The sequence below is a fragment of the Phormidesmis sp. 146-33 genome, from assembly GCF_052939515.1.
In genome coordinates, this window is sequence record NZ_JBJPHU010000030.1 from 14619 (window position 1) to 40383 (window position 25765).

The 25765-nt window shown below is 47.0% G+C and carries 27 protein-coding genes; 12 read left to right on the top strand and 15 right to left on the bottom strand.

Features of this window, described 5'->3' with window-relative positions:
• Positions 1-44 precede the first annotated feature (44 nt).
• Positions 45-1955 (top strand): two-component system sensor histidine kinase NblS, encoded by a 1911-nt coding sequence (gene nblS / locus ACJ2PR_RS14130; protein WP_446867168.1) that lies wholly within the window; start codon positions 45-47, stop codon positions 1953-1955.
• A gap of 187 nt (positions 1956-2142) precedes the next feature.
• On the opposite strand, the gene ribBA is transcribed toward nblS, so the two are convergent.
• Positions 2143-3846: a bifunctional 3,4-dihydroxy-2-butanone-4-phosphate synthase/GTP cyclohydrolase II gene (gene ribBA, locus ACJ2PR_RS14135; RefSeq protein ID WP_446877468.1), complete on the bottom strand. Its 1704-nt coding sequence runs from the start codon at positions 3844-3846 to the stop codon at positions 2143-2145.
• Between the two features lie 492 nt (positions 3847-4338).
• Between ribBA and glpX the strand changes: the two genes are divergently transcribed.
• The 3 genes from glpX to ACJ2PR_RS14150 all read left to right on the top strand — a co-directional run bounded on the left by glpX (position 4339) and on the right by ACJ2PR_RS14150 (position 9919).
• Complete coding sequence (gene glpX, locus ACJ2PR_RS14140) at positions 4339-5376, top strand: class II fructose-bisphosphatase (protein WP_446877469.1); 1038 nt, start codon at positions 4339-4341, stop codon at positions 5374-5376.
• Positions 5377-5490: 114 nt separating this feature from the next.
• The gene (locus ACJ2PR_RS14145) at positions 5491-6783 is read left to right on the top strand and encodes a glutamyl-tRNA reductase (protein WP_446877470.1); all 1293 of its coding nucleotides are present in this window, start codon (positions 5491-5493) and stop codon (positions 6781-6783) included.
• A 265-nt stretch (positions 6784-7048) separates the two neighbouring features.
• Positions 7049-9919 carry a UPF0182 family protein gene (locus ACJ2PR_RS14150; RefSeq protein WP_446877471.1) on the top strand — a complete coding sequence of 957 codons (2871 nt, stop codon included), beginning with the start codon at positions 7049-7051 and terminating at the stop codon, positions 9917-9919.
• Positions 9920-9923: 4 nt separating this feature from the next.
• Here ACJ2PR_RS14150 and ACJ2PR_RS14155 read toward each other — a convergent pair whose 3' ends face one another.
• The 3 genes from ACJ2PR_RS14155 to ACJ2PR_RS14165 form a co-directional block, all read right to left on the bottom strand.
• Positions 9924-10619: a Uma2 family endonuclease gene (locus ACJ2PR_RS14155; RefSeq protein ID WP_446877472.1), complete on the bottom strand. Its 696-nt coding sequence runs from the start codon at positions 10617-10619 to the stop codon at positions 9924-9926.
• A 193-nt stretch (positions 10620-10812) separates the two neighbouring features.
• The gene (locus tag ACJ2PR_RS14160; RefSeq protein ID WP_446877473.1) at positions 10813-11973 is read right to left on the bottom strand and encodes a Shedu immune nuclease family protein; all 1161 of its coding nucleotides are present in this window, start codon (positions 11971-11973) and stop codon (positions 10813-10815) included.
• The gene (locus tag ACJ2PR_RS14165) at positions 11970-12128 is read right to left on the bottom strand and encodes a hypothetical protein (RefSeq protein WP_446867080.1); all 159 of its coding nucleotides are present in this window, start codon (positions 12126-12128) and stop codon (positions 11970-11972) included. The genes ACJ2PR_RS14160 and ACJ2PR_RS14165 overlap by 4 nt, the downstream gene beginning before the upstream one ends.
• A gap of 617 nt (positions 12129-12745) precedes the next feature.
• Between ACJ2PR_RS14165 and ACJ2PR_RS14170 the strand changes: the two genes are divergently transcribed.
• Positions 12746-13117, top strand: coding sequence for a hypothetical protein (locus tag ACJ2PR_RS14170; RefSeq protein ID WP_446877474.1), 372 nt, complete (start codon positions 12746-12748; stop codon positions 13115-13117).
• A 53-nt stretch (positions 13118-13170) separates the two neighbouring features.
• On the opposite strand, the gene ACJ2PR_RS14175 is transcribed toward ACJ2PR_RS14170, so the two are convergent.
• Positions 13171-13938 (bottom strand): ABC transporter ATP-binding protein, encoded by a 768-nt coding sequence (locus tag ACJ2PR_RS14175; RefSeq protein ID WP_446877475.1) that lies wholly within the window; start codon positions 13936-13938, stop codon positions 13171-13173.
• 42 nt (positions 13939-13980) lie between these two features.
• Positions 13981-15294 carry a branched-chain amino acid ABC transporter permease gene (locus ACJ2PR_RS14180; RefSeq protein WP_446877476.1) on the bottom strand — a complete coding sequence of 438 codons (1314 nt, stop codon included), beginning with the start codon at positions 15292-15294 and terminating at the stop codon, positions 13981-13983.
• Between the two features lie 419 nt (positions 15295-15713).
• On the opposite strand from ACJ2PR_RS14180, the gene ACJ2PR_RS14185 reads away from it, so the two are divergent.
• Together ACJ2PR_RS14185 and ACJ2PR_RS14190 are read left to right on the top strand one after the other, a co-directional pair.
• Positions 15714-15932 (top strand): hypothetical protein, encoded by a 219-nt coding sequence (locus ACJ2PR_RS14185; protein WP_446856539.1) that lies wholly within the window; start codon positions 15714-15716, stop codon positions 15930-15932.
• Entirely contained in the window at positions 15929-16231 is a 303-nt protein-coding gene (locus tag ACJ2PR_RS14190; RefSeq protein ID WP_446856540.1) for a cytotoxic translational repressor of toxin-antitoxin stability system, read from the top strand. The genes ACJ2PR_RS14185 and ACJ2PR_RS14190 overlap by 4 nt, the downstream gene beginning before the upstream one ends.
• 11 nt (positions 16232-16242) lie before the next feature.
• Here the strand turns inward: ACJ2PR_RS14190 and ACJ2PR_RS14195 are convergent, their stop codons facing one another.
• The 3 genes from ACJ2PR_RS14195 to ACJ2PR_RS14205 all read right to left on the bottom strand — a co-directional run bounded on the left by ACJ2PR_RS14195 (position 16243) and on the right by ACJ2PR_RS14205 (position 17117).
• Positions 16243-16560, bottom strand: a complete 318-nt coding sequence (locus tag ACJ2PR_RS14195; RefSeq protein WP_446877477.1) for a type II toxin-antitoxin system Phd/YefM family antitoxin — start codon at positions 16558-16560, stop codon at positions 16243-16245.
• Between the two features lie 72 nt (positions 16561-16632).
• On the bottom strand, positions 16633-16902 hold the full coding sequence (locus ACJ2PR_RS14200; RefSeq protein WP_446867088.1) for a ParE family toxin-like protein: 270 nt from the start codon (positions 16900-16902) through the stop codon (positions 16633-16635).
• The gene (locus ACJ2PR_RS14205; protein ID WP_446867090.1) at positions 16899-17117 is read right to left on the bottom strand and encodes a hypothetical protein; all 219 of its coding nucleotides are present in this window, start codon (positions 17115-17117) and stop codon (positions 16899-16901) included. Before ACJ2PR_RS14205 ends, ACJ2PR_RS14200 begins: the two co-directional genes overlap by 4 nt.
• Before the next feature lie 150 nt (positions 17118-17267).
• Between ACJ2PR_RS14205 and ACJ2PR_RS14210 the strand changes: the two genes are divergently transcribed.
• Positions 17268-17534 (top strand): cytotoxic translational repressor of toxin-antitoxin stability system, encoded by a 267-nt coding sequence (locus ACJ2PR_RS14210; RefSeq protein ID WP_446877478.1) that lies wholly within the window; start codon positions 17268-17270, stop codon positions 17532-17534.
• 78 nt (positions 17535-17612) lie between these two features.
• On the opposite strand, the gene ACJ2PR_RS14215 is transcribed toward ACJ2PR_RS14210, so the two are convergent.
• Together ACJ2PR_RS14215 and ACJ2PR_RS14220 are read right to left on the bottom strand one after the other, a co-directional pair.
• The gene (locus tag ACJ2PR_RS14215; protein ID WP_446877479.1) at positions 17613-17981 is read right to left on the bottom strand and encodes a PIN domain-containing protein; all 369 of its coding nucleotides are present in this window, start codon (positions 17979-17981) and stop codon (positions 17613-17615) included.
• Positions 17978-18202: a hypothetical protein gene (locus ACJ2PR_RS14220; protein ID WP_446877480.1), complete on the bottom strand. Its 225-nt coding sequence runs from the start codon at positions 18200-18202 to the stop codon at positions 17978-17980. The genes ACJ2PR_RS14215 and ACJ2PR_RS14220 overlap by 4 nt, the downstream gene beginning before the upstream one ends.
• 482 nt (positions 18203-18684) lie before the next feature.
• Between ACJ2PR_RS14220 and ACJ2PR_RS14225 the strand changes: the two genes are divergently transcribed.
• The gene (locus tag ACJ2PR_RS14225; RefSeq protein ID WP_446877481.1) at positions 18685-18891 is read left to right on the top strand and encodes a hypothetical protein; all 207 of its coding nucleotides are present in this window, start codon (positions 18685-18687) and stop codon (positions 18889-18891) included.
• 131 nt (positions 18892-19022) lie between these two features.
• Positions 19023-19169, top strand: coding sequence for a hypothetical protein (locus ACJ2PR_RS14230; RefSeq protein WP_446877482.1), 147 nt, complete (start codon positions 19023-19025; stop codon positions 19167-19169).
• Positions 19170-19305: 136 nt separating this feature from the next.
• Here ACJ2PR_RS14230 and ACJ2PR_RS14235 read toward each other — a convergent pair whose 3' ends face one another.
• Positions 19306-20223, bottom strand: a complete 918-nt coding sequence (locus ACJ2PR_RS14235; RefSeq protein WP_446877483.1) for a toll/interleukin-1 receptor domain-containing protein — start codon at positions 20221-20223, stop codon at positions 19306-19308.
• 18 nt (positions 20224-20241) lie between these two features.
• Positions 20242-20736: a hypothetical protein gene (locus ACJ2PR_RS14240; RefSeq protein ID WP_446877484.1), complete on the bottom strand. Its 495-nt coding sequence runs from the start codon at positions 20734-20736 to the stop codon at positions 20242-20244.
• A gap of 179 nt (positions 20737-20915) precedes the next feature.
• On the opposite strand from ACJ2PR_RS14240, the gene ACJ2PR_RS14245 reads away from it, so the two are divergent.
• Positions 20916-22328, top strand: coding sequence for a cytochrome P450 (locus ACJ2PR_RS14245; protein WP_446877485.1), 1413 nt, complete (start codon positions 20916-20918; stop codon positions 22326-22328).
• Positions 22329-22406: 78 nt separating this feature from the next.
• Positions 22407-23867 carry an isochorismate synthase gene (locus ACJ2PR_RS14250; protein WP_446877486.1) on the top strand — a complete coding sequence of 487 codons (1461 nt, stop codon included), beginning with the start codon at positions 22407-22409 and terminating at the stop codon, positions 23865-23867.
• A gap of 160 nt (positions 23868-24027) precedes the next feature.
• Here ACJ2PR_RS14250 and ACJ2PR_RS14255 read toward each other — a convergent pair whose 3' ends face one another.
• Together ACJ2PR_RS14255 and ACJ2PR_RS14260 are read right to left on the bottom strand one after the other, a co-directional pair.
• Positions 24028-24435: an acyl-CoA thioesterase gene (locus ACJ2PR_RS14255; RefSeq protein ID WP_446877487.1), complete on the bottom strand. Its 408-nt coding sequence runs from the start codon at positions 24433-24435 to the stop codon at positions 24028-24030.
• Positions 24436-25758: an ATP-binding protein gene (locus ACJ2PR_RS14260; RefSeq protein WP_446877488.1), complete on the bottom strand. Its 1323-nt coding sequence runs from the start codon at positions 25756-25758 to the stop codon at positions 24436-24438. It abuts the gene before it with no gap.
• Between the last annotated feature and the right edge of the window lie 7 nt (positions 25759-25765).

Here is a 25765-nt window from a genome sequence, read left to right on the forward strand (position 1 = left end):
TTCTCATTCGCTGGTGGTCAGAATTTACCCTCCAGACTAAGCTCATGGCTGCCGCGACCCTGGTGGTTTCTCTGATCATGAGCGGTCTGACCTTTTGGGCAGTCAATACGATTCAGCAGGATGCTCGCCTCAGTGATACTCGATTTGGCAGCGATTTGGGTCTATTGCTGGCGGCAAACGTGGCTCCTTTAGTCGGAGAAGACAATCGGACAGAACTGGCGCGGTTTTCTCATCGCTTTTACAGCAGCACTTCTAGCGTCCGCTACATGATCTATGCCGATGCTGACGGCAATATCTTTTTTGGCATTCCCTTCTCTGATTCAGAAGTTCAAAATTCTCTGACAATCCGGCGACGCATTCAACTCCCGGACGATTTTGCCAATCATTCCGACTTGCCCCTGGTTCGGCAGCACATCACACCTGATGGAGAAGTGACGGATGTTTTCGTGCCGCTGGTTTATGAAGGGAAATATCTGGGGGCGCTGGCGATCGGTACCAATCCCAATCCGACCGCCGTGGCTTCTTCTCACCTGACTCGCGATGTGACGATCGCGGTTTTTGTCTCGATCTGGGTAATGGTGATTTTGGGCGCGGTGTTTAATGCCCTACAGATTACGAAGCCGATTAAAGAACTTGTGGTGGGCGTGAAGAATATCGCCAAAGGTAACTTTAAGCAGCGCGTCGATCTCCCCGTAGGGGGCGGGGTTGAGTTGAGCGAACTGATCGCCAGCTTCAACGAAATGGCAGAACGGCTAGAGCGCTACGAAGAACAAAATATTGAAGAATTGACCGCAGAAAAGGCAAAACTAGAAACGCTGGTTTCGACGATCGCGGATGGAGCCGTTTTGTTAGATACCAATCTGCAAATCGTGCTGGTTAACCCTACGGCTCGTCGCATTTTTGGTTGGGAAGGAAAAGTCATCGAAGGCACCAATGCGCTTTACTCTTTCCCGGTTGCCGTTCAGGTTGAGTTGACGCGACCGCTTTATCAGATGGCTAGAGGAGAACTCAAAGAGGAAGCTGAATTTCGCATCACGTTTACTGAGCCGACCAATCGCACCATTCGCATTTTGCTCAATCGGGTTCTCGATCTCTACAAAGAAAACATCAAAGGCATTGCCGTCACGGTACAAGACATCACGCGCGAAGCGGAGTTAAACGAAGCCAAGAGCCAGTTCATCAGCAATGTCTCCCACGAGTTGAGAACGCCGCTCTTTAACATCAAGTCCTTTATCGAAACCCTCTACGAATATGGGGAAGATCTGAGCGACGCTGAACGACAAGAATTTTTGGAAACTGCTAACCGAGAAACCGATCGCCTCACCCGCTTGGTTAACGATGTCCTGGATCTGTCTCGCCTCGAATCTTGCAAGGTCTATCACTTTGAGGCGGTGGATCTAGCACAACCGATCGAGCAAATTCTTCGCACCTACCAACTCAATGCCAGAGACAAGGGGATCGAGCTACTGCAAGATATTGATCCCGATCTGCCGCCTGTTCTGGGTCACTATGATCTCCTGCTGCAAGTGTTTGCCAATTTAGTCGGCAATGCGCTCAAGTTTACAGAAGCCGGGGGCAAGGTCACGATGCGGGCCCATCTGTTGCCTGCGGAAGCGCTTGAGGAGTCAACGTCTGGTCTTGAGGTAACTCCTCCTTCGAGACGAGTCCGAATTGAGATTGTCGATACAGGAATTGGCATCGACCAGGAAGACCAGGATGCCATTTTTGAGCGATTTTTCCGCGTTGAAAATCGAGTTCACACCCTGGAAGGCACTGGACTGGGACTGTCGATCGTTCGCAATATCATTGAGCGGCACCGCAGTCGAGTCTGCCTAACTAGCGAAGTCGGAGTCGGGACAACCTTCTGGTTTGACCTGGCAGTTTATCAAGACGAACCCGCAATCACACCCTCACCGACTTTAGAGACTCCGGTATTGGAAGCGATCGAAGGCTAACGATGACGTGAATTCGATGAAGTTTTTCGCTCTGGTGTTTGACGCTTCTGCCGCTATTCTGGAGATCTTCCAGACTTTCAATCTTAACGATTCAGATTCAGCAGTTCTCAGTTAAAACAATTGAGAAGGACTTGTAGAGACAAAGCTTTTTGAACAAGTTTTCAACCCTAAGCGTTAAACATTTGAACTACTCCTCAAACTCCTGTTTGCGGAAGCTGTAAATCGTTTGCGTTTCTAAGGCAGTGCAGATCGATGAGGGCTGCTGTCCGATCTCAAAGGTGCGTCGATCGAGTTGTACCTGTAAGCCAGTCAACGGATCGGAGCCTGGAGAGATCATGAATTCTAGCTGCTCAACAAACGACCATTGCATCAGAGTATCTAGAATCTGTGCGATCGACCCAATATAGGGATGTCCGGGAGCCTTGTACCAATCTGCATCACTAACCAACGCCTGCTCAAAGCCCAGATTGACAATCAGCGGAGCCTGCCCAAAGAGAGCAGAGGCGACAGGTCGAGCTTCTTCTTGCAGCATCAGATCGTGGGCCTTCGCCAAAAATCTGAGTTTCTCTAGACGTTCATAGCGCTCTGTGACGGTTTCCACCTCGTCGTGAAGGTGGATCGCGATCGTCACCAGATAGGTTCGCAAAAACAAGTGACCCATCTTTTCGGCTTTGGTGGTCAGATAGTTGGAGTTGTAGGACGTCGCCTCGATTAGCAGAGGAACGCGATCGACCATTTCTAAGCCATAACCTTTGAGTCCAGCAATTTTGCGAGGGTTGTTGGTAATCAGGCGAATTTTCTTCACACCCAGGTCATTGAGAATTTGTGCGCCTACGCCATAGTCCCGCAGGTCAGCCGGAAAGCCCAACCGCTCATTGGCTTCGACCGTATCTAGCCCCAAATCTTGCAGCGAGTAGGCTTTTAACTTGTTGACCAGACCAATGCCTCGCCCTTCTTGACGCAGGTAGACGATGACCCCAGCCCCCGCATTCTCGATCATCTTCATCGCGGCCTGAAGCTGCATTCGGCAATCACAGCGCAGAGAACCCAGCGCATCTCCCGTCAAACATTCTGAATGAACGCGCACCATCACAGGCTGATCTTTGAATTGAGAAGGATTGCCTTTGACGATCGCGACATGCTCAGAGTTGTCTAACAGATTGCGATAAGCGTAAATCTGAAAGCGACCGAACTGGGAGGGCAAGTCGGCGATCGTTTCTCGGCAGACAAAGCGCTCGTGCCGTAGCCGATAGCTGATCAAATCGGCAATGCTAATAATCTTGAGGCCGTGGAGCTTGGAGTATTCGATCAGTTCTGGCAGGCGCGCCATTGAGCCATCCGCATTTTGAATTTCGCAGATCACACCCGCCGGGTACAAACCTGCCAATCGAGCTAGATCAACCGCCGCTTCGGTGTGGCCGGCCCGCTTTAAAACGCCGCCTTCTCTCGCTCGAATCGGAAAAATGTGACCTGGACGGCGCAAATCGCTGGGTCGAGTGTCTGGGCTGAGGGCCACTTGAATCGTTCGAGAGCGATCGTCTGCCGAGATGCCCGTCGTCACCCCCACCCGTGGAGAGGCATCAATACTCACCGTGAAGGCAGTTTGATTACTGTCAGTATTCTCACGCACCATCAGAGGCACATCTAATTCATCCAATCGGTTGCCCGTCATTGCCAGACAAATCAAGCCCCTTGCGTAGACGGCCATGAAATTAATCATGTCGGGGGTGGCAAACTGGGCGGCACAGATGACATCACCTTCGTTTTCCCGATTTTCGTCATCGACGACGACGATCGATTTGCCCGCTTTGAGGTCAGCCAGAGCTTCATCGATCGGATCGAAGGAAAATGGATGGTTTAACAGGGGTTGAGTGTTGACGGAGAGGTTCAAGGCGATAACACCGTAAAGTTTTTTGAAGCGACTTTATCTTGATTGTAATTCCTTTGACTTCGGAAGCATACCTATCTTTGATAGTAATTCTTTTGAGAAAGAATCTCCTGGATGCAGGGTGAAAGGCAAGCCATTACGGATGAAAAAAATCAGCCAATGTGCCGAAAATGCCCAAAAAATCAAAAGTCGTCAATGACCGCACACCATCCTGATATTTTCGTATTGTAAATTCCTCCTTTAGAAATGGTAATTGAGCGATTAGCGCAATTTCCTCACTTGAATGACTGAAAAACGATGAAGTAGGGTGACGATCGGCGCTCAACTCATCGCTTCATCACCAAATAGGCATTTTTTTCTTGACTCGACGCTTCTGATCAAGACGCAAAACTTAACACAGAGACATCCAAGAAGGCATCACCCCCTTTTGGTAGACTTAAAAACTGAGAGCGCTAAACGAAAGGGCGCAAAATCAGCAGTTGGAGGACTTACTTCGTGGAAAACACGCTGGGTTTAGAGATTATTGAAGTGGTTGAGCAGGCTGCGGTCGCCTCCGCGCGCTGGATGGGCAAGGGTGACAAAAATATGGCTGACCATGTGGCGGTCGAAGCCATGCGGGAGCGGATGAATAAGATCTACATGCGCGGTCGCATTGTCATTGGAGAAGGGGAACGCGACGACGCACCCATGCTTTACATTGGCGAAGAAGTCGGCGTTTGTACCCAGGAAGATGCCAAAAATTTCTGCAACCCGGATGAACTGGTCGAGATCGATATTGCGGTTGACCCTTGCGAAGGAACCAATCTTTGCGCCTATGGTCAGCCCGGTTCGATGGCGGTCATGGCCATTTCTGAGAAAGGTGGGTTGTTTGCGGCTCCCGACTTTTACATGAAGAAGCTGGCGGCTCCTCCGGCTGCAAAAGGCAAAGTAGACATCAATAAGTCTGCGACCGAGAATCTAAAGATTTTGTCTGAGTGTTTGGATCGGTCGATCGAAGAACTCGTGATCGTGGTCATGAAGCGCGAACGCCACAATGACCTGATTGCTGAAATTCGGGAAGCAGGTGCCAGAGTTCAATTAATCAGTGATGGTGACGTGGGCGCTGCGATTTCCTGCGGCTTTGCGGGAACAAACATTCACGGACTGATGGGCATCGGGGCCGCTCCTGAAGGCGTGATTTCGGCGGCAGCGATGCGGGCTTTGGGCGGTCACTTTCAAGGACAACTGATCTACGATCCGGCCGTCGTCAAAACGGGACTGATTGGGGAAAGCCGAGAAGCAAACCTCGATCGCCTCAAAAGCATGAACATCACCGACGCTGACAGAGTGTACAGCGCTGAAGAGCTGGCATCGGGCGACACCGTGTTGTTTGCAGGCTGTGGCATCACGCCCGGTAACTTGATGGAAGGGGTGCGCTTCTTTAAGGGTGGCGCGAGAACCCAGTCTCTGGTCATCTCAAACCAGTCTAAGACGGCGCGATTTGTGGATACGATTCACATGTTTAACCAACCCAAGACCATTCAAGTGCGTTAAGTTCAAGAAGCTATGAGGTTTGAGCCTGTTGGAAGCGCTTTTGGTGGAAGGCAGGCTCAACTAAAAGCTCAAACTCTTACATCGTGGCGGTTTAAAATAATAGAGTGATTTAAGATGAACATTGCCGTTGTGGGGTTAAGTCACAAAACTGCCCCGGTTGAAGTTCGCGAAAAGCTGAGTATTCCGGAGCCTGTGTATGATAAGGCGATCGCTCAGTTATGTAATTATCCTCACCTTCAAGAAGTCGCCGTTCTCAGCACTTGTAATCGTCTAGAAATTTACATTGTCACGGACGAGACGGATCAGGGCATTCGCGAAGTTATTCAATTTCTTTCAGAACACAGCAAGCTACCTGCGCCCTACCTACGTCAGTATCTCTTCACGCTGCTGCACCAAGATGCAGTGATGCACCTGATGCGGGTATCGTCTGGGTTAGATAGTCTGGTGCTGGGCGAAGGGCAGATTTTGGCTCAGGTGAAGCATTGTCACAAACTCGGTCAACAACATAACGGCGTTGGGCGGATTCTCAATCAACTCTTTAAGCAGGGAATTACGGCTGGGAAGCGCGTTCGTACAGAAACCAGTATTGGGACGGGGGCGGTTTCGATCAGTTCGGCGGCGGTGGAGTTGGCTCAGATCAAAGCGCAAAATCTGGCGGCTTGCCGGGTGGCGATCGTTGGCGCTGGCAAAATGTCTCGTCTCTTGGTGCAGCATCTTTTGTCTAAAGGGGCGACGAATATTACGATTTTGAATCGATCGCTGGAGCGCTCTCAAGAACTCGCCAAACTGTTTCCCGATGCAACTTTAAATCTGTTGACCTTGGCGGAAATGATGCCGACGATCGCGCATTCTGACCTTGTATTCACGAGTACATCTTCGACCGAGCCGATTCTCGATCGCTCCAAGCTAGAGACGATTTTGGAACCCAATCAGCCGTTGATGGTGTTTGACATTGCTGTTCCGCGAAATGTGGATGCCAATGTGAATGAGTTGGATCACGTTCAAGCGTTCAATGTGGACGATCTGAAGGCGGTGGTGGCGCAAAATCAGGAAAGTCGGCGACAGATGGCAATGGAAGCGGAAGCGCTGCTGGATGAAGAAGTAGACAGTTTTGATGTGTGGTGGCGATCGCTGGAAACAGTTTCTACGATCAGCAGTTTGCGAGACAAAGTGGAGGCAATTCGCGCTCAAGAGTTGGAGAAGGCGTTTTCGAGATTGGGGACGGAGTTTGGCGATCGTCACAAAGAAGTGATCGAAGCGCTGACTCGCGGCATTGTCAACAAAATTTTGCACGATCCGATGGTGCAGCTTCGCGCCCAGCAAGATATTGAGGCTCGTCGTCAAGCGATGCAGACATTAGAACTGCTGTTTAATTTAGAGAAGCCGTCGAGTCAAGCGAGAGTTTAGACATCCCGAAAATCTAATCAAGTAGGCCCTGTGCAGGTAGAAGCAAAATTCGGCGTTGCTGATTGGAGGGATGAATGCGTGGGAAGTGTCCATCTTTTCGCCCCCTAAATCCCCCAATTTTGGGAGACTTTGAACATTGGGTTTCTCTCCGCTTTGGGGCAATTCATCCCACGATTCAGCAATGCCCAAAATTCTAGTCTGTATGTGGTCTATTTGTTTGAGAATGGTGGTATTTCTCATGGAGCGCTCAGGCTAACCTAAATTTATGCGCCTCTGGAATCAAGCTTCTCAACTGATCGTCATCTTATTGGGACTGTGGTTTGGCTTTGATTGGCTGGCCCATTTTGTCGTGGAGAGTCTTTGGTTTCAGGAAGTCAATTATCGATCGGTTTTCTGGCTCAGGCTCGGTACTCAAGCAGCCATCTGGACGATCGTCACCGTTGCTTCGATCGCATTCCTGCTCATCAACCTCTCTTTAGCCCAACGATTCAAGTCCCACTCCTCACTCCTCACTCCTCACTCCTCACCCCCTCCCAACGCTCTCCCCTGGCTGCTTTTGCTCACATTTGGCATGAGTTTTTTGCTGGGATTGCTGCTGCTGCACTACGGTCGAGCCATCACAAATTGGCAGATTGATTGGACGGTTCCCAGTATTACGCCAGCGTTGCCGACGCAGTTTCGGTTGGGGGCGATCGCTCAAACTTTAACCCAATTAATTAGCTCGATTTGGGATGGCTGGCTGGCTTCTGTCGAATTGTTGTTGCTGTTGGGTGGAGCGATCGCACTTCTAATCTATCCAAAGTTTTTGTTGAAAGTTGGAGCGGTTGTTCTCAGTTTGTCTCTTGGATTTACGCTTTCTCATTATTGGGGTAACTTTTTACAGTTGTTTCATGCGACGACGTTTAATCAAACTGATCCACTTTTTAATTTAAACATCCGTTTTTATATATTCTTTTTGCCAGTTATCGAACTGTTTGAATTCTGGTTTATTGGAGTATTTACTTATGGATTCGTCTCGGTTTATCTAAGCTACTTACTTGCCGATAACAGCTTGAGTGAAGGTCGAGTTCACAAACTTTCTGTACCGCAACAGCGACACCTTGCAGGATTGGGCGGATGTTGGATGATGGCGATCGCCCTGACTCACTGGATCAGTCGATATGAATTACTCTATTCAACTCGCAGCGTTGCCTATGGTGCAAGCTACACAGATACAATAGTGCAATTGCCCGCAAACACCGTTTTAAGTATTGGCGCACTGGTAATTTCTTTGTATCTTTTCTACCAAACTCGCTCAAAACATAGAATACAAGACACCACGCTTTTTTCTGGTTACTTACTGGCGGTCGTAGTGGTTGGTTTTTTGCTCCCGATCGCCGTTCAAAGACTGGCCGTACAGCCTAATGAATTAGCGCGAGAACGCCCCTATATTGAACGCAGCATTGCTAAAACGAGGGAAGCTTTTAATCTCACCGCGATCGACGCACAAACCTTCGATCCGCAGAACAATCTCACCTTTGCTGACCTGCAAAGAAATAGTTTAACTGTTCAAAACATTCGGCTTTGGGATACGCGCCCTCTTTTAGAAACCAACCGTCAACTTCAGCAAATTCGCCCTTATTATCGATTTTTTGATGCCGACATCGATCGCTACAGTCTACCCACTGGCCCAAACTCTTCTGCAAACCAACAAGTTCTGATCGCGGCGAGAGAACTCGACTATAACAACGTTCCTGCTGAAGCGAAAACATGGGTTAATGAACACTTAGTTTATACACATGGATATGGCTTTACAGTTAGTCCGGTGAATAAAGTTGCGCCTGGTGGATTACCCGATTATTTAGTGCGAGATATTGGGGCGGATGCCAATCGAGGTGGAAGTGCTTTGGGGTTGGCCAACGATCGTATTCGAGAGAGTATTCCGATCGCCAATCCTCGCCTTTATTACGGTGAAATTGCTAACACCTACGTCATGACTTCGACAAGGGTGCGCGAGTTTGACTACCCCAGCGGCAACGAGAACGCTTACACCGTTTATGACGGACAGGGCGGCGTTTCGATCCGATCGTTCTGGCGAAAACTGGCTTTTTCTAAAGTCCTCAATGATTGGCAAATGCTGTTTACTCGCGACTTTACTCCCGACACAAAGCTTCTGTTTCGCCGCAATATCAATCAGCGAATTCGCTCGATCGCTCCCTTTCTAAAATTTGATCAAGATCCTTATCTTGTTGTAGCCGATGCGGGAAATCCGACACGAAGCCCCACCCAAAACTATTTATATTGGATTGTAGATGCCTATACAACGAGCGATCGCTATCCTTATTCTGATCCTGGTCAATTGGGATTTAATTACATTCGCAATTCAGTCAAAGTTGTCATTGATGCCTACAATGGGTCGGTGAATTTCTATATTGCAGATCCTCAAGACCCGATGATCCAGACTTGGGCAGCGATTTTCCCCAATTTATTCAAACCGTTGGATGCCATGCCCGCTGCGTTGCGAAACCATTTGCGCTATCCAGCAGACTTGTTTAATGGTCAGTCCGATCGTTTGATCACCTATCACATGACTGATCCACAAGTTTTCTATAACCGAGAAGACCAGTGGCAAGTGCCTAATGAAATTTATGGGAATAAAGCGCAGCCTGTTGAACCCTATTATTTAATTACCAATCTTCCAACGACGGTCAACCGTGAAGAATTTATTCTGTTATTGCCCTACACGCCCAACCAAAGAACCAATCTAATTGCCTGGTTAGCGGCGCGATCGGACGGTCAAAACTATGGAAAGCTTCTCCTCTACACGTTTCCCAAACAAGAATTAGTCTTTGGAACTGAGCAAATTGAAGCCAGAATTAACCAAGATCCCGTAATTTCCCAACAGATTTCGTTATGGAATCGAGCCGGATCACGAGCCATTCAGGGCAATTTGTTGGTGATTCCGATCGAGCAGTCTCTTCTCTACGTCGAGCCGCTCTATCTCGAAGCCGAACAAAACAGTCTGCCTACACTCGTTCGGGTAATTGTCGCTTATGAGAATCGGATTGCAATGGCAGCCACGCTAGATGAGGCACTCAAGGCAGTTTTTCAGTCCAAACCGACCAAAACGCCTGCGATCGTGCGTCCTGTCGAGTAACGTCTCAAAGCTGTTCAGGATTAATCCCTTGCGCTCTCAATCGCTCAACCAAATCTTGAAACAATTGTTCTGCCTGTTCTGCCCGTTGTTCTGCTTGTTCTGCTCGTTCGTCTGGGGTGGGATAGCGATCGCCTCGTTCGTCGTACCAATAGAGCCATTCTCGTGTGACCCCTTGATGCAGTCCGCGATCAGTGCCCAACCCCAACCCAATTTCTGGCAGCCAAATGGGATTTCCTGATAGCAGTACATAAGCATCGTCCACCAAGCGATAAACTTCCAATCTGGCCTTGCGGCGGCGGTAGATTGAATAAATCGCGTAATACTGAATGCCTAACTGTCGATAGAGTTCTTTTTTCTTGCTGTATTCGCCGCGATATTTTTGAGAAACGACTTCTAGAGCGAAGATGGGAACGACTCGTTCTTCCCAGAAAACGTAGCTGAGGCGTAGGTCTTCATCAATGATGCGATCGACTCCCAAACTCAGAAAGCCATCGGGCACTACGGCTGGCAATTCAGGATCGTAGTAAATTCCCATATCAACGCCAAAAAACCAATCCATCCGGTCTTTCCAGAGGTAGCCGAGAATCAGTTTTAGCAGGGTCGGAATCAGATCTTGAAGCTCGTTATCCACGGGGGTATCGTCTGAGTCGGGCAGTTCTTCGGAAGACGGATAGCAGTGTAAGGGATTGTACTCTAGCATGGCGATTTCCCCGTTTGGCTTCCTAAATTTTAGCGAAGGATGAGCGATGAGTCAGAAGTATAGAATGACTAATCCAGGTTTACGGGTTGAGGCTATCTCACTCAAAGTGTTTAAGGCTCTCAATGCCGGAATTATTAGAGCGCAGCAATCACCACTAGACTGATGCAAATGCATTAGACAAATGAATGTTGAATTAATTCTTGCCCTCTAGAATTTCGACCAAAGTTTTTATCTTTTCAAAAACCTCATCATATGTAACAATCTGGACATTTCTATGGTCGGCTCTATAAAGTTCAAAAGATCTCCTCTTATACTTATCTAACAGTTCATTACCTGCATGACCTGAAATAACAATACAGAGAGGATTGAAGGCTTCAAAATCGCTGTCTGATAGGCTAACCAGTCTAGCGTGGTCTTTAATCCAAGAATCTCTACTTGTAGATACTTGAGTTACAGCACCCACCAGATCGCTAGAAGGATTATAAACTCCCTTCCTATATTCCTTTCCGAGAAGACGACTGGTTGGAGTCTTAATTTCTATTAGCGAAGTATTTCTAGTTAGGTTATTGACCATAAGAAAATCTATAATTTTGCTACCAGTTCTTTCCATTTCCCTACCACCAACATATGCCTCTGAAGAAAGTATAGTCACTGGAGTAGAGAAAATTTGTGAAAGAACACAAGAATTTTCTGATAGCAGCTTTTGCCAGAATAATTCACTGGAGTTGTTTTGGTTAGTTTTCCAAACTTTAAAGATCTGTTTGAGCTTATCCACTCCAACTAAAGCGTTTAATATCTTCTGAACTTTAGCATCCCTATCACTATCGCTTTCTTCTTGCAAATTTACTACCGCTTGAGCCATCTCTTTTGAAACGTTGATAAGTTCTAAAATTTGGTTGAAATCGCTAGGGCTATCGGCTTTTTTATTCAGCCTAGTTGTTACGTCCCTAATGTTTTTACTTTCGCTAAAAAGAGGATTTACCTTTTCTCTCCACTTATCTAAAGATTTCCAAACATTATCACTGTCTTGAAAGTAAGCTTCTCTAAACACATCCATAGTGTGACTTTTACGGTGTGTCTCAAAAGATTCTGAGATTAAAGTTGCAGCATGGTTGATGCTTTTAGCATCTTTTTGAAGAGCGGGGATAGAGCAAGTACAGTCCCGCAAATTCCCTGTGTTGCGTTTCAGTTGTAAATAATCCTTTAGAACTAACTCTACAAAAGGGTTACCGTCCGCCTCTAGAATCTCTAGGTCTTTATAGAGAAAGGAGCATAGTTTTTCGTCTTTAGTAGTTGATTTGACAACTACCATCAATTTTGTCCCAGGTACTAGAGAGTTGTTCTGCTCTGTCATCTTAAAAAGCTCATTAATTCAACGTAGATGATGGGATTGATCGCGAGTTGATCTTGACGGGCGTAGGTCGTAAGTTGATGGAATGACCAGCTAAACCAATTTGGATCGTTGGTGAGGATGTCGAGAATAATGTTGCTATCAACAAGGACGGTCATGGAGCTTCGTCTTCGCGGGTAAGGGTCATGATTTGGTCGGTGGTCAAGCGATCGAGTGTGCCGCGCATGGTGTTAATCCAATCTGAGATAGGCTCGTCGGGCTGTTTTTTCTTGATGTAAAGTCGGTTATTTTCGATTGCTAATTCGAGTTCAGTTTCGGGTGAAATCCCAAATTGTTCGCGGATTCTCAGAGGGAATGCTCAGCTTTCCATCTGGCGTGAGGTTCATGGTACCGGGTTAGAAGATGAGGAGTGATTTGATCTTAACCTGACGATCGCCCGTCGATCGCTCCCCCAAAACTCCAATACTTTGCTTTAGACGAAACGAATCGTTCCTCAATTAAAATTCAGGATTCCAAAAAACCAGAAATTTGTGTAAAATACTCCGCAGATGGGTAAAGCGCCCCGGAAATTTGATTTCGCAGATCAGACCTCCGAGGACTTCCATCTAAAGTTAAGTAGAGTAACTTCAGAGGCGTATATGATTGTACACCGTCAGCTTTGTGATGGGATCTTGAAACGCTGGAATCAAGATCCCGCATACTACTCACATAATCGGGGGACGTTTGAACAATCAGCGTTCCCATCCTCTTTGCATTATTGGAGGAGACAAACAATATGGCTGTTAGGAATCCCCTTCCTGACTCGGTTTCGTTTGGCTTTGAGTTGCGATGCTCATCAGTCAGACGATATCAAGTCATGGTGACGTTGGATTTGCAGGAGCGTTTGATTTTTATGTCCTCTGGCGTTCTTTCGGATGTGATCGATTCTATTGACGAATTTGTGTCACAACTGAGTCAGATTGCGTCTACAAAACTGGCCCTGCTCAAATGGGATGGCACCCGCGATCGAACCACTGAATATCAAGTGATTCAAGTGTTGTCTAGATATCAAGTTCAACGTTCTCTAATGAAGTTCAATATCATTATGGGCAATGGCTCACTGATTCACCTGGAGGATTTGTACGACAAAGAAACTATTCAACTGTAGGAGGTACTGTAAGAGGTTAGGGAGTCGTCGATCGTCTTTCGTGCGGCTCTCTCTTACTGCCCTAGATAGGCCTCTAATACTTGAGGATTGGTTTGAATTTCGCTGGGTGTGCCGACGGCCAAATTGCTGCCTTCTGCTAGAACGTAAACTCGATCGCACAATGACATAATCACATCCATGTTGTGTTCGATGATTAGAAAAGAGAGTCCTTGACGATTCCAATAGTGAATGTAGTCACAAATCTGATTGATCAACGTGGGATTAACTCCAGCAGCAGGTTCATCCAGCAGCACTAGTTTGGGGCGCGTCATTAAGGCTCGTGCAATTTCTAATAGTTTGCGCTGTCCGCCAGAAAGACCGCCTGCATAGTCTTGAGCCTTTTCTGCCAAACCGACTGAGGCGAGAATCTCCATTGCTTGATCGCACGCTTCTTTCTCTTCTTTGGCAATTCGTCTGCCTGCAAACCAGGTATTCCAAAAGTTCTCGCCTGTTTGATGTTGGGCGGCTAATAACATATTCTCTAAAACTGACAGACGCGACAAGACGCGAGCAACCTGAAACGTGCGTACCATCCCCCGTTGAGCAATTTCGTGCGGCTGCAAATTTTGAATCGGTTCGCCATCAAAGACGACTCGCCCCTGATCGGGATGAATGAAGTTAGACAGCAAGTTGAATAAGGTGGTTTTCCCTGCACCGTTGGGGCCGATTAATCCAGTGATACTGCCGGGAGTCACTGCGATCGCCGCATCATTTACCGCCGTTACGCCACCAAAACTCTTCATCAATCCGGTGGCCGACAAGACGGGCATTTGAGAATTCATATGGTTTATATCTTCACTGTTCATATTCAATTCAAAGATTAATTACTTGCCAAGTGTCAATTCGTCTTTGTTGCCCAAAATTCCTTGAGGTCGCCAAATCATTAGCAACATGAGCAATAGACCGATTAGCATAATTCGCAATGCTCCCACTTGATCGGCCGCCAAGGGAATGAACTGATCAAGCGATCGCGTCAAAGTTGTATATCCCCAAAAAATGGCTGCTCCTAAAAGCGTTCCAGCATTACTGCCAGCCCCGCCTAATACAATAATCGTCCAGGTATCAAAGGTAATTTGTGTTTCAAAACTGCGAGGATAAACCGTACTCAGTTGCCACGCGAGAAAGGCACCCGCCACACCTGCAATAAAGCCGCCAATCATAAACGATTGCAGTTTATAGGCAAAGACATTTTTACCCAACGCTTTAGCCACCTGTTCATCTTCTCGAATCGCTTTGAGAACTCGTCCCCAGGGCGATCGTACCAGCCGTTCCAAAGCCCAAAACGTGACAGCTACCGTAATGACTGAGAGGAATAGCAGCCCATTTCTCGCCGGATTTTCTCGATAGTTATAAAGCGCCACAGCACTGACTCCATAAAGCCAAACGCCAAAAATCGAGAGAGCGATCGTAGACAGCAACACCACACCCGCATTCCAATTAGGCATCTTTGGCAAAATTAACCGTTTGGCAATCCAGGTATAAATCCAACCGACTGCTACCAGCGATCCCATCAGCAGCGCAATCAACACACCGCCCGGTAGCGAATTTGCCAGCTTTAGCGCACGAGAAGTCATCCCAACGCCATAGATCAAAGCCAACAGAGAGCCAGAATATCCCGTCAAAATCAGCGAATTTTGTAGCAGTTGAGAACGATCGACTCCTCTCAGCCGTTTCGCCGTCCACTTCCACAATCGCCAGAGGGCAAGAACCGCGATCGCTGTAAAAATCGCAATCATGCCAATTCGAGTTGCCACCGTAGGCCGAAAATTCGCCAGCGGCAAGTCGTAACCTTGAACGCCAAACGATCCTTTGGTCAGCCATTCTTCATTGAGCGCCACCAACCGAATTAATTCTGACACGCCGATCGTCACGATCGCTAGATAATCTTCGCGCAGTCGCAGCGTTGAGAATCCGATTAGCAGTCCCAACAGGGCGGCCAGTGCGCCTCCAATCAAGACCGCGAAGATCATCGGCACTCCTGCCAAACTCAAAAGAACCGTCGCATAGGCTCCGATCGCCAAAAAGGCCGCATGTCCGAAGTTGATCAGGCCTGTAAAGCCCCAATGCAGGTTCAATCCCAAACTAAACAGGGCATAGACAGCGGTAAAGACAATCAGTGAAACGAGATAACCAACCATAAATTCAGAAAGGCGTGGAGTAATGAAATCGTATCTTACTAGGGAACCGGAATCGTAGCGATCAACACAGCCAAACGACATTGAGTTAACGTGAATTCGATGAAATCCTTCGCTGCGGTGATCGCTCCGGGCAGCCCCCTAAATCCCCCAAGTTTGGGGGACTTTGAGCAAAAAATCCCATCCGGAAGTCCCCCAGATTGGGGGGTTGGGGGGCGAAAGTGCTGAATCACGAAGCGAAAAAACTCTGTCGAATTCACGTTGAGTTAGGCTTCAGCGTTTGGCGTTTGAATTCAATTTGCGAGGCGAGATTTGATCGCAACTTGGGCATTCTGAACGCAGATTCTAAATGCAGTCCAAAGCTTTGTGCTGACTTGGGTTTGTCTCAGTTGAGTTCGATGTTTTTTCGTTGGCAATCAGTTATGAACCTATTTCGCAGTCGCGCCCATCATTTGATCGATCGCCTCTCCGACGAAGAACTAGCAAGCACCTGGATCGAGCTAGAAACGCTGTTTTATGACCTTTATGTGATGAAAGCGATCCAAGCGTCTAAGAAGTGCCACAATCCCGGAGACACCTTGACCCGTGAAGAAGCGCTGCGTCTGTTACCCCTCATTCAACCTGCACCCCGATCGCGATGAATACGACAAAGCCAAGCTCAATGGGTGGTTTGATGCTCCCGGCGAGGCTCGAAGTCCGCTACGATCGTACCTTCTTGATCGATCTCAAAAGTCTAGAACCGTCTATTTTCCCCCGCATTCAGCAGTTTGTGTTTGGCGAGTTTTTTCAGATGGGTCAACTTCAAGATTTATCAGAATTTCAACCCGTTGGCTCTAGCGAGATTTTCTACCGCTTCACGCTAGACAACTATCTGATCTGCATTGAAATCACAGGACAAATCATCAAGTTTTTACGAATTTTGCCCAAGCCTGATGTTTAGAGTAGTTATATTCAATCTACTTGTTGGTGATACAGATCCTCGCCCCCTAAATCCCCCAATCTGGGGGACTTTGAAATGGTATTAGATTCCAGCTTCACCAGTTTATATACTGTTGCACTGCTCGATCGGCGTTGCCAGTCCTTCCCGAATCGATTCTCGCATCCCTGGAACTGAAAGAAGATAAGTGTTTCTTGCACCGATGTCCAGTCAGCTTCAGACAACAGCACTGCATTGCTACGCTGTCCTGCAATCACGATCGGCTGATGTGACTGACTCACTGCATCGATCAAATCCTCTAACTGCTGTTGAGCTTTATCGACTGGAATCATAATCCTCCACTTAACAACGCTTTCTATCTTTTGTCTGCTGACTGTAAACGTTACTTCTATTACCCTGTGTTGCTACACCTGCCCCAGAAACTTGTCATACTCCGCATGTGAACCAACCCAAAACCAGATCACCGTGTCTCCATCTAACTGACCAACTGCCCGGTAATTTCTACTAATCCGAGCAGAGTAAATTGGCAAATCTGGATGTACTTTCTTGAAACGCAGGCTTGGGTGGCTTGGGTCTTCCTTGAACTGGAGATATGCCGCGCGTGTCTGCTGTTGAACTTGCTCAGATAAATCAGCAAATAGTTTACGGAACTGGATTGTGGTGCGTGAATTCACAGTGTCTCTGGGTCGAGTTCTTGAGTCTTGCCTGCGTGATACTCGTCCATTGCTGTAGCAGCGAGTTCGGCAAGTGTATCTGGAGAGCGGGAGAATGCTTCATCCCAGCGCAGATCGTCTTCAAGTTCTTCCAGAATCATTGATGCGATCGCATCTTGCTCTCTTGTAGGTAAAGCTTTTAGCCTGGCGATCGCACGTTCAAGTAATTCAGTCATGGCTAACCATACTCTGACAATGAAAATAGTCTCTTATCTATTATCGCTTCTTGACGGCAAGTTAAGCACAGTTTGAACATAGTCTTGGAATGCTGTTTAACCGCACCGATCGCGATGAACACGATAAAGCCAAGCTCAATAGGTGGTTTGATGCTTCCGGCGAGGCTCGAAGTCCGCTACGATCGTACCTTCTTGATCGATCTCAAAAGTCTTGAATCTTCTGCCTTTCCTCGAATTCAGCAGTTTGTGTTTGGCGAGTTTTTTCAGATGGGTCAACTACAAGACTTGTGCGAATTTCAGCCTGTTGGCTCTAGCGAAATTTTTTATCGCTTCACGCTAGACAAGTATCTGATCTGCATCGAAATCACCGGACAAATCATCAAATTTTTGCGAGTTTTGCCCAAGCCAGATGTTTAATGACCCAGGCGAGGGGTAACTATCCTTATGGTTTGGTTACTCACGTCTTAACTTCCCAATCCTCAATCTGCAACCCATCTACACGCCTAAACTCTCGCGTGTTATGTGATACAAGGTTAGATTGTTAGCAAGCGCGATGGCTGCAATTTGCAAATCGTATGCACCAATGGGCATTCCTCTAGTTTCTAGCTGTGCTCGGATGACTCCAAACGTCATAGCGGCAAAATCATCAAATGGAAGTGAGACAAACCGTTCCAAGAAAGTCTGTTGTAGAGCAAAATTGCGTTCTGGATCAGCACTTTTCATGGCTCCAAAACAAAGTTCTGCTTTGACGATCGAACATACAGTAATTTCTTGAACCGGGACTGCCTCCAGCCTCTGCTTTAAGTTCAGGTTTCTGCCTTTCAGATAAATGATGCAGACGTTGGTATCGAGAAGATATCTCATTCCAGGCTTTCGCGTTCAGGCTGTTCGGATTGGGGATGTCTAAAAAACGAGTCATCCTGGATGCAGCCATAAAACTGTTCTAAAGACTGAGAACTAACCTCTTTAGACAGTCTAGTTTGATAGACAATGACAACCTCAACATCTGTATCTCTCATGTCAGGTAAATGAACCTTTAAGAGACCATCGCTACCGATATGAGATTTTAGTATGATGCTGTGCATGATTTCAACTCCATTCCTATAAACGGATTGCTTCACCCAATTCTTGCAGAATTCTCTGTAGTCCTGCCATCGCTGCCTCCAGTTTAGCCATGACCTCTTGTGCGATCGACTACTCAGGGGGACGAGTCAATTGTAAGACTTATCAGAATCTCAGCCCAATGGCTCCAGCAAAATTTTCTATCGCTTCATGATGAATAATTATCTGATTTTCATTGAGATCAGGGGAAAAATCATCAAATTTTTGCAGGTTTTGCATGAGTCCAGATGTCTGAACGTGAATTACTACAGAGCAGCTTTTAACGAGACACATACTAGATCCTTACTGCAATTTCTGGTTGCATTTCTTGATTGGCGGTGCCAAGCATTCCCGGAATTTGACCCGTTATGAGTCTTCTCTGAGCTATTCCAGAAAATGATTGGCACTAAGCAAATAAGCCTTGCAGCCACAATGCTACCTCAGTTTCTTCTTGAAAAACATCCTGATGATTGGGAAAATTGCTCGTATAGTAAAAATGTACTATGACATTCAGATCATGCCAGAAAACAGTAGCTCACAGGCAAATTCAAAGAACGAACTTTCCGAAAAACTCAAGAATCTGCTTGTGGAAAGACAGCAAGTGAAAGAGCAGATTAGAGAAACAGAAAAGCAAATCGATCACTTACAAAATAATACAAGTCAATCAGGATAAACTCATATTTTCTTATTGAGTCTTGATTTTGAAGGTTTCTTGCTTGAAGTTCATATGGTTGATTCAGGTTCGTCCGGGTATTCACTAGTTGTTCGGTAAATATGAAGTGTAATTGATACCATGAACTTGTTATGTCACTACGTGAACTTCTCGCTGAGAAAAAGCGACTACGCATGGAAATTGCTCGTTTAACAGTAGATGAGGAAACTGTTACAAAATACCTCAACCGACTTATAAAAATTGAGTTAAAGATAAAGCTCAAGGATTATGAAGACTGAGGTTTAAATATTCTTATAAATCAGCTAATGACCTACAGTGCTGGGTTTTATGATTAGTGTGACAAAAATATGACTTCTACGATTTCTAGTATAACTACTGAGATAACTTTAGCCTTGCACCAGTCTAAACGCTCTTTTAGATGTCAACTAGAAACCTATTAACTAACTGATCGATATAGGATTCTAGTTTGAGTCTTACAGAGGTCTCAAAGTTAGGTATGTCTCGTTTCAGAGTGTCAAAAACGCTCTTGTACACACCATGTATTTCAGAAATTGAGAATTGGTAGTTTTCATCGTCCATTAGCATTGGTGTTCCTGGTTCATGTAGAAGAGATTCATCATTTTCTAGAAGAGCATAGAAAATCAATTCTAAGCAACTGTCAATCTCTACATAAAATGGCTCAATCTCATTTCTTTTCTTCAGTTCCTTCTTCAGGTCTAGATTGTTTCTTAAAACTAGATTTCCATATTTTTTTGCTAGATCCTCTCTTCCTTTCAGCCACTCTAAAACTGCATTTAAACTTGGGTCAATGTCTCTACTCAACGAGTGCGTTACCTTTTCAATCTCTATTTCAACTTCTCGAAGCCGCTGCTCTAGTAGTTTCCTCTTTGTACCAAGCTCTTGAAGATAAACACTAACTGATTTTTCTTTAATTCCCGAAAAAAGCTTTTTAATTGGATCAGGCTCACGAAAATCCACCCATCCCCGTAGTTTCAAAATAGGGCTGAGTTCTGACCTATCCATCACGCTATTGGTGAGAAACACTGGGATGAGTGGAAAATCTCTCTCCATAGCTGCATTTGAAAGAATTTCTATTTCCTGCTTTTGAACACGACCAATACCATGACTTCCAAAAAAGATCGCCGCTGAATGAACTTTTACAATCTCCTCTTGTAGCAACTCTAGCCAACGTCCACCTGCAAGAAGCTCTTCCTCGTCTAACCAAGGATTTAGCCCAACTTGCTTTAGGCGATCTCTAATTTCTCTTATTTCTGGTTTGTCCTTGCTATTGTGACATAGGAAAACATCGAATTTGGATGGATTCTGTTCCATTATTCAATCACCCCTGGGTTACTGTTCAACGCCCGCGATCTTGGCTAATGCAATCGCATATTGCTCCAAATCATTCCGCAATCGCGTTAACTCCTGACGCATCTGGACGACTTCCGACCAATGCTGCTCATGCACTCTTTTGCTCATGTTGTCGGGGCGCTGCACTTCCCATTCCTCTAGCGCTGGGTGCCAACGGGTCATAAATGGACGCAAGCCATCGTTCAAAACCGCGATCGCGATTCCTCCCACCGAATGCCGTGATGCACCTACTTTCGGCCCTGCTAATTTCAGTATCTCTCTCGTTGTACCAAATAAGGTATACAGCGAGTTGAGCGCCTCCCGCAGCAAGCCCTGCTCTGATCCTAAAGATTGCACCGCGATCCGAGTCACCAACTCCACGTACAGTGACCATGCCGCATTTTGCTCGGTCGGGTCAGCTTCCCATCTGGCAGAGCCAATGCCAAACGGCAGACTGACGGATACTTCTCTCAAAACAGCATCTTGCTTTGCCATAAAAACCTTTAATTCCTATTTGGACTGGGTAGAGGCGAAATCTCAGTTGGGTGTCAGGTTAGGTTGAAGGGACACAAAAATTATACCGATGTCTCAGTATTTACTGTGGTGAGATGTGTCACACTATGCCTGTCCATTTATGACTTCTGCTGGCTCTGCCTTCTAAACTAGAGCGAGAAGTGTCTACACAAGCAAGTCTGATGAAACTGCCTGATGGATCGCGATCGCCCTCCCTGCTCCAAACCTTATCGATCGTCGCTCAACCGATCAATTTTCTCGAAGCCTGCGCTCAGAAGTATGGCGACACCTTTACCTTGAGAGTGTTGGGCGTAAATTCGCCGCCTGTGGTGTTTTTTAGTCATCCGGATGCGATTCAGGCGATTTTTACGACGCTGGCAGACTCGCTGGAGTTGGGCAAAGTGACTCATGTGTTTCGGCCGTTGGTGGGCGATCGCTCGTTGATTATGCAGGAAGGTCAGCGTCACTTGCGATCGCGCCAGTTGTTAATGCCTGCTTTGCATCGAGAACAGCTTTATCGTCAAGGTCAACTGATCTGCGATCTAGCCAGCGAACAGATGCAACAATGGCAGCCCGGACAGTCGCTGAATATGCGGGAGGAAATGTCTCAGATTTCGCTTCAGGTGATTTTGCAGGTCGTCTTTGGCATGGTGCCGGGTGACCGCTATCAACGGCTCAGACAGCTATTGGGCAAATTGTTGGAATCGATTACGTCTCCGCTTTATTCGACTCAGTTTTTCTTTCCGCCGCTTCAACAAAATTTGGGGCGCTGGAGTCCCTGGGGCAGCTTTTTAGATCAACAACAGCAAATTGATGCTCTGATCTACGCCGAAATTGAAGAGCGCCGAACACAGAATCTCAGCCAGCGATCGGACATTCTCTCGGTGTTGATGTCTGCCCGTGACGACCAGGGCGAATCGATGGACACTCAAGAATTGCGCGATCAGTTAATGACGCTCTTGCTGCTCGGTCACGAAACGACGGCCTCTGGTTTGGCGTGGGCGTTTTATTGGATTCATCGAAATCAGAACTCACTCGATCGCCTGCTGCCAGAAATTCAAAATCAAAGCCTCGATCCGACCGCCCTTTCTCAACAGCCTTACCTGACTGCCGTTTGTAAAGAAGCGCTGCGGGTGTATCCGATCGCCCTCATTTCCCAACCGCGCAAAGTCAAGCAGACGACTGAACTAGAAGGTTACACGTTTGAACCGGGGACCATTCTCGTTCCTTGCATTTATCTGGCGCATCGTCGAGCCGAGACTTATGTAGAACCGGGGCAATTTAATCCCGATCGCTTTATGACGCAAAAGTTTTCACCCTATGAATTTTTCCCATTTGGCGGCGGCAGTCGAAGCTGTGTGGGCATGGCGTTGTCGCTGTTTGAGATGAAGCTGATTTTGGCAACCGTTCTGGCTCATTATCAATTTGAGACTAATGAAAATCGCCCGGTGCGGCCGTCTCGTCGAGGCATCACGTTTGTACCGCCAGATGACTTTCGCCTAAAGGTCGTGGGACGGCGACCTGACCCAAAGAGATCGGAGTTGTCGCGTCCTTCATCTCCCAAAGTCTACTAAAATCAGCTAAGGGACTAGGTTCCAGCTTTTGTCATTTCAAAATGTCTGTTTCAAACAAACCTCGATACTTGCGTACTCATGCCTGTTATCCCGTACCGTCTCGATCGCTTGCAAAATCAGAAAGATCTCGCTCAGTTTCTCCGTACGTTTCGACCCGCTAATTTTAGAAATTCTCCGCTACAAATTGCCAGCATTTCTTTAGAAATTGATCCAATCGATCCGCTTGCAGTTTTACAATCAATTGTTCGATCTAACCAGCGACATTTCTATTTTGAGAAGGGTCAGCAAGAAGCAGTGTTGGCGATCGGGGCAGCCATTCAGTTAGAAACGAAAGGGAAAAATCGATTTATTCAAGCTAAAGAATTCATTCAAGATACGCTGTCAAAAACAACTCAAATTGGTGAATTAGAGGCTCCATTTTCTGGGGCACATTTTTTCTGTAATTTTTCATTCTTTGACGACATTTCTGAAACTGATTTTTTCCCGTCTGCTTCGATCTTTTTACCTCGCTGGCAGGTCTGTCGTCAGGGCGATCGTTCAACCCTTGTTGCTAACTTAGTGATCGATCAGCAGTTTGACCCAGACGCTGCGGCAAGCTTGGTTTGGCGACGGTTTGATATGATTCGATCGGTGAGACATGAGGCGATTGATCTGGCGATCGGTCACAGAAACTTACTTAAAAAACAAAACGTTTCTCACACTAATCATTTCAAAAATTCTGTTTCTTCAGTTCTTGATTTAATTCAAAAAAAACATCTTCACAAAGTTGTTTTGGCTCATGCTTTGGATGTGACTTCCCCGATTCCTTTTAATCTGATTGCCTCCCTCAACAATTTACGAAAACTCTATTCAAGCTGCTATATTTTTTCAGCCAGCAGCGGCAAAGGGCAGACATTTATCGGTGCAAGTCCAGAACGATTAGTGAGCATTCACGATCGCCAATTAGAAACGGATGCGCTGGCGGGTTCTGCGCCTCGTGGCAAAACGGCTAGTGAGGATGTCCGATTAGCCAATGATCTGTTATCAAGTGTTAAAGAACTGCACGAACATCAAGTTGTGATTGATTCGATTACTCAACATTTGTCACAACTGGGATTAAAGGCGCGGCAGCCTCTGGCAGATAATTCAAAGCGGCTCCTTGCGGGTAACTCAAAAAGGTCGTCGGCTCGACTTTTACAGCTTCCCAATATTCAGCATTTACACACTCCAATTCAGGCAAATGTTCCGTCGAGTGTGCATTTGTTAGATGTGGTTGCAAAGCTTCATCCTACGCCTGCCGTTGCGGGGGCACCTCGATCGCTTGCCTGTGATCAGATTCGTCATTTTGAGCAGTTTGAGCGATCGCTGTATGCGGCTCCGATCGGCTGGGTCGATCGCCAGGGCAATGGAGAATTTGCGGTTGGCATTCGGTCTGCCTTGCTCAATGGCTGTCATGCTCGCCTCTTTGCGGGTGCCGGAATCGTCGCTGGCTCAACTCCCGAAAAAGAACTCACCGAAGTCCAACTCAAGCTCCAGGCACTCTTACAGGCCTTAGTTTAGAATTCTGGATCAAACGATCCCGCGTTTTTGTAGGCGGTGCTTCAAAGTCCCCCAGAATTGGGGGGTTGGGGGCAGAAGCGCCAAACAACGAAGCAAAGTAGCCTTGAAAAGGGAACTTAGAGAAATCGCACATTGCGTTATCCCTGTTTTGGAACGATCGTCACGCAAAAGCCTTTAGCCAGGAATTTAGGTCAGACAGTAACGGGTGGCGCGATCGGCTTTCCAAATGAATGCAAACGTGGCGGGTGTGCGCTTTGCAGGTAGATCGTTCCTGATTCGTTAAGCGAATTTCATAGAAGATCTCAAATTCACTGTCACTAATTGCGCGAGGCGTGAGTTGAATCGACAAGTGATCGCCGCAGTACATCGGACGAAAAAAATCTACGTCAGCGTGAACGATCGGAACTGCCGTTTTGGAGCCGCTAAAAAATTCCTTTAAGTTAATTTCAACCGCCATTAGAGACGCTTCGTAAGCCTCGTGGCAGATAGTTAGAACGTTAGCAAAGTAGACGACTCCCGCCGCATCGGTGTCTTGAAATCGAACAATTTTCTCATGAGTGAATGACATCTAAGCCTGTCCAAAAACGCTCAAATCGGATCGCAAAAAATCAACAAACTGACGCGCCGTTCTGCCCGATCGCCCATTGTGACGAGTCGCCCACTGCAACGCCCGAAATTCTAAATCCTCTGAACTGAGGGCGATCCCAGCTTGACTCGCTAAATGATGGATGACCTTGAGATACGTGGTTTGGTCGGGCGGCTCAAAAGTTAGAGTGAGTCCAAAGCGATCGCTAAAAGAGAGTTTTTCCTGCACCGTATCCCAATTGTGAACCTCATCAGCATCTCTGGGACGGGGACGATCGCCAAAAAATTCACGAATCAGATGGCGACGATTGGAAGTGGCATACACCACCACATTCTGCGGACGAGCGGTGAGATTGCCTTCGAGAACGACTTTGAGCGCCTTATAAGCGTCTTCATCTTCCTCAAACGACAGGTCATCCACAAAAATGATGAACTTTTGAGGCAGACCGCGAAGCTGCTCCACGATGATCGGCAAATTTGTCAACTCAGATTTGGCAACCTCAATCAACCGCAGATGACGATCGCCATATTCATGCAGCAGTGACTTGACTAACGAAGATTTCCCTGATCCCCGACTGCCATACAGCAAGACATGCAGCGCCGAATTGCCTGACAACAAGAATTCTGTATTTTTGAGCAGTGTCTCACGCTGAGACTCATAGCCAAACAAATCCCCAGTCTGGACGGGATCAGGATGAGCGATCGTTACTAGCTGCCCACCCTGCCAGCGAAACGCCTGATATTCAGCAAAAATCCCCGTTCCAAATTGGCGATAATAATCAGCTAAATCCGCCAGCGCATCGGCCCAATCTGTCAGCCCTTCTAACCGAATTCTCAACTGCGAAGCCGCTTTTTTAGCAGGACTTTCTGCGTTTGCAGGCAACTGATCCGCCCAGGGGATCAACCCTTCCGAAGAATCAACCTGCTGAGTGATCCAGTCGCAAATTTTCTCAGCCCTGCAAGCGTAGAGGGATTGAAGCGATCGCAAGTCCCGTTTCACCGCTTGAATCAAGGCAACAGGCAACTCTTCTAAAGCCGTTTTTTGAACCTGACGTGAGAAAGGATTGTCAGCGGTCAGAAGGCGATCGAGCAGATAATCTTGCCAGCCCCGATTTTGAGTTGCCAACGCTGCAAACCAGCCGCCATAGGCTTTAAGAATGTGTAGCGAGTCGGAGAGGGCGATCGCTTGCAGCACTTCTAGAAACGCCTGCCCCACAGAATCGCCAAAAATCTCTCGATAGATCAGCAAAGATTGCAGATCGCGATACAAAACGTAGGCTGGACTGGGCTGAGACCGTTTCGACATCGTGTTT

Coding starts and splice junctions, on each gene's coding strand:
- ACJ2PR_RS14185 (WP_446856539.1), top strand. CDS start 15,714: ATGAACCTATTTCGCAGTCGCGCCCATCATTTGATCGATCGCCTCTCC.
- ACJ2PR_RS14175 (WP_446877475.1), bottom strand. CDS start 13,938: ATGAATTCTCAAATGCCCGTCTTGTCGGCCACCGGATTGATGAAGAGT.
- ACJ2PR_RS14165 (WP_446867080.1), bottom strand. CDS start 12,128: ATGACCGTCCTTGTTGATAGCAACATTATTCTCGACATCCTCACCAAC.
- ACJ2PR_RS14225 (WP_446877481.1), top strand. CDS start 18,685: ATGATTGGGAAAATTGCTCGTATAGTAAAAATGTACTATGACATTCAG.
- ACJ2PR_RS14235 (WP_446877483.1), bottom strand. CDS start 20,223: ATGGAACAGAATCCATCCAAATTCGATGTTTTCCTATGTCACAATAGC.
- ACJ2PR_RS14155 (WP_446877472.1), bottom strand. CDS start 10,619: ATGCTAGAGTACAATCCCTTACACTGCTATCCGTCTTCCGAAGAACTG.
- ACJ2PR_RS14215 (WP_446877479.1), bottom strand. CDS start 17,981: ATGAGATATCTTCTCGATACCAACGTCTGCATCATTTATCTGAAAGGC.
- ACJ2PR_RS14190 (WP_446856540.1), top strand. CDS start 15,929: ATGAATACGACAAAGCCAAGCTCAATGGGTGGTTTGATGCTCCCGGCG.
- ACJ2PR_RS14210 (WP_446877478.1), top strand. CDS start 17,268: ATGCTTCCGGCGAGGCTCGAAGTCCGCTACGATCGTACCTTCTTGATC.
- ACJ2PR_RS14150 (WP_446877471.1), top strand. CDS start 7,049: ATGCGCCTCTGGAATCAAGCTTCTCAACTGATCGTCATCTTATTGGGA.
- ACJ2PR_RS14195 (WP_446877477.1), bottom strand. CDS start 16,560: ATGATTCCAGTCGATAAAGCTCAACAGCAGTTAGAGGATTTGATCGAT.
- nblS (WP_446867168.1), top strand. CDS start 45: ATGGCTGCCGCGACCCTGGTGGTTTCTCTGATCATGAGCGGTCTGACC.
- ACJ2PR_RS14230 (WP_446877482.1), top strand. CDS start 19,023: ATGTCACTACGTGAACTTCTCGCTGAGAAAAAGCGACTACGCATGGAA.
- ACJ2PR_RS14180 (WP_446877476.1), bottom strand. CDS start 15,294: ATGGTTGGTTATCTCGTTTCACTGATTGTCTTTACCGCTGTCTATGCC.
- ACJ2PR_RS14220 (WP_446877480.1), bottom strand. CDS start 18,202: ATGCACAGCATCATACTAAAATCTCATATCGGTAGCGATGGTCTCTTA.
- ACJ2PR_RS14255 (WP_446877487.1), bottom strand. CDS start 24,435: ATGTCATTCACTCATGAGAAAATTGTTCGATTTCAAGACACCGATGCG.
- ACJ2PR_RS14205 (WP_446867090.1), bottom strand. CDS start 17,117: ATGACTGAATTACTTGAACGTGCGATCGCCAGGCTAAAAGCTTTACCT.
- ACJ2PR_RS14260 (WP_446877488.1), bottom strand. CDS start 25,758: ATGTCGAAACGGTCTCAGCCCAGTCCAGCCTACGTTTTGTATCGCGAT.
- ACJ2PR_RS14170 (WP_446877474.1), top strand. CDS start 12,746: ATGGCTGTTAGGAATCCCCTTCCTGACTCGGTTTCGTTTGGCTTTGAG.
- ACJ2PR_RS14240 (WP_446877484.1), bottom strand. CDS start 20,736: ATGGCAAAGCAAGATGCTGTTTTGAGAGAAGTATCCGTCAGTCTGCCG.
- ACJ2PR_RS14145 (WP_446877470.1), top strand. CDS start 5,491: ATGAACATTGCCGTTGTGGGGTTAAGTCACAAAACTGCCCCGGTTGAA.
- ACJ2PR_RS14160 (WP_446877473.1), bottom strand. CDS start 11,973: ATGACAGAGCAGAACAACTCTCTAGTACCTGGGACAAAATTGATGGTA.
- ACJ2PR_RS14250 (WP_446877486.1), top strand. CDS start 22,407: ATGCCTGTTATCCCGTACCGTCTCGATCGCTTGCAAAATCAGAAAGAT.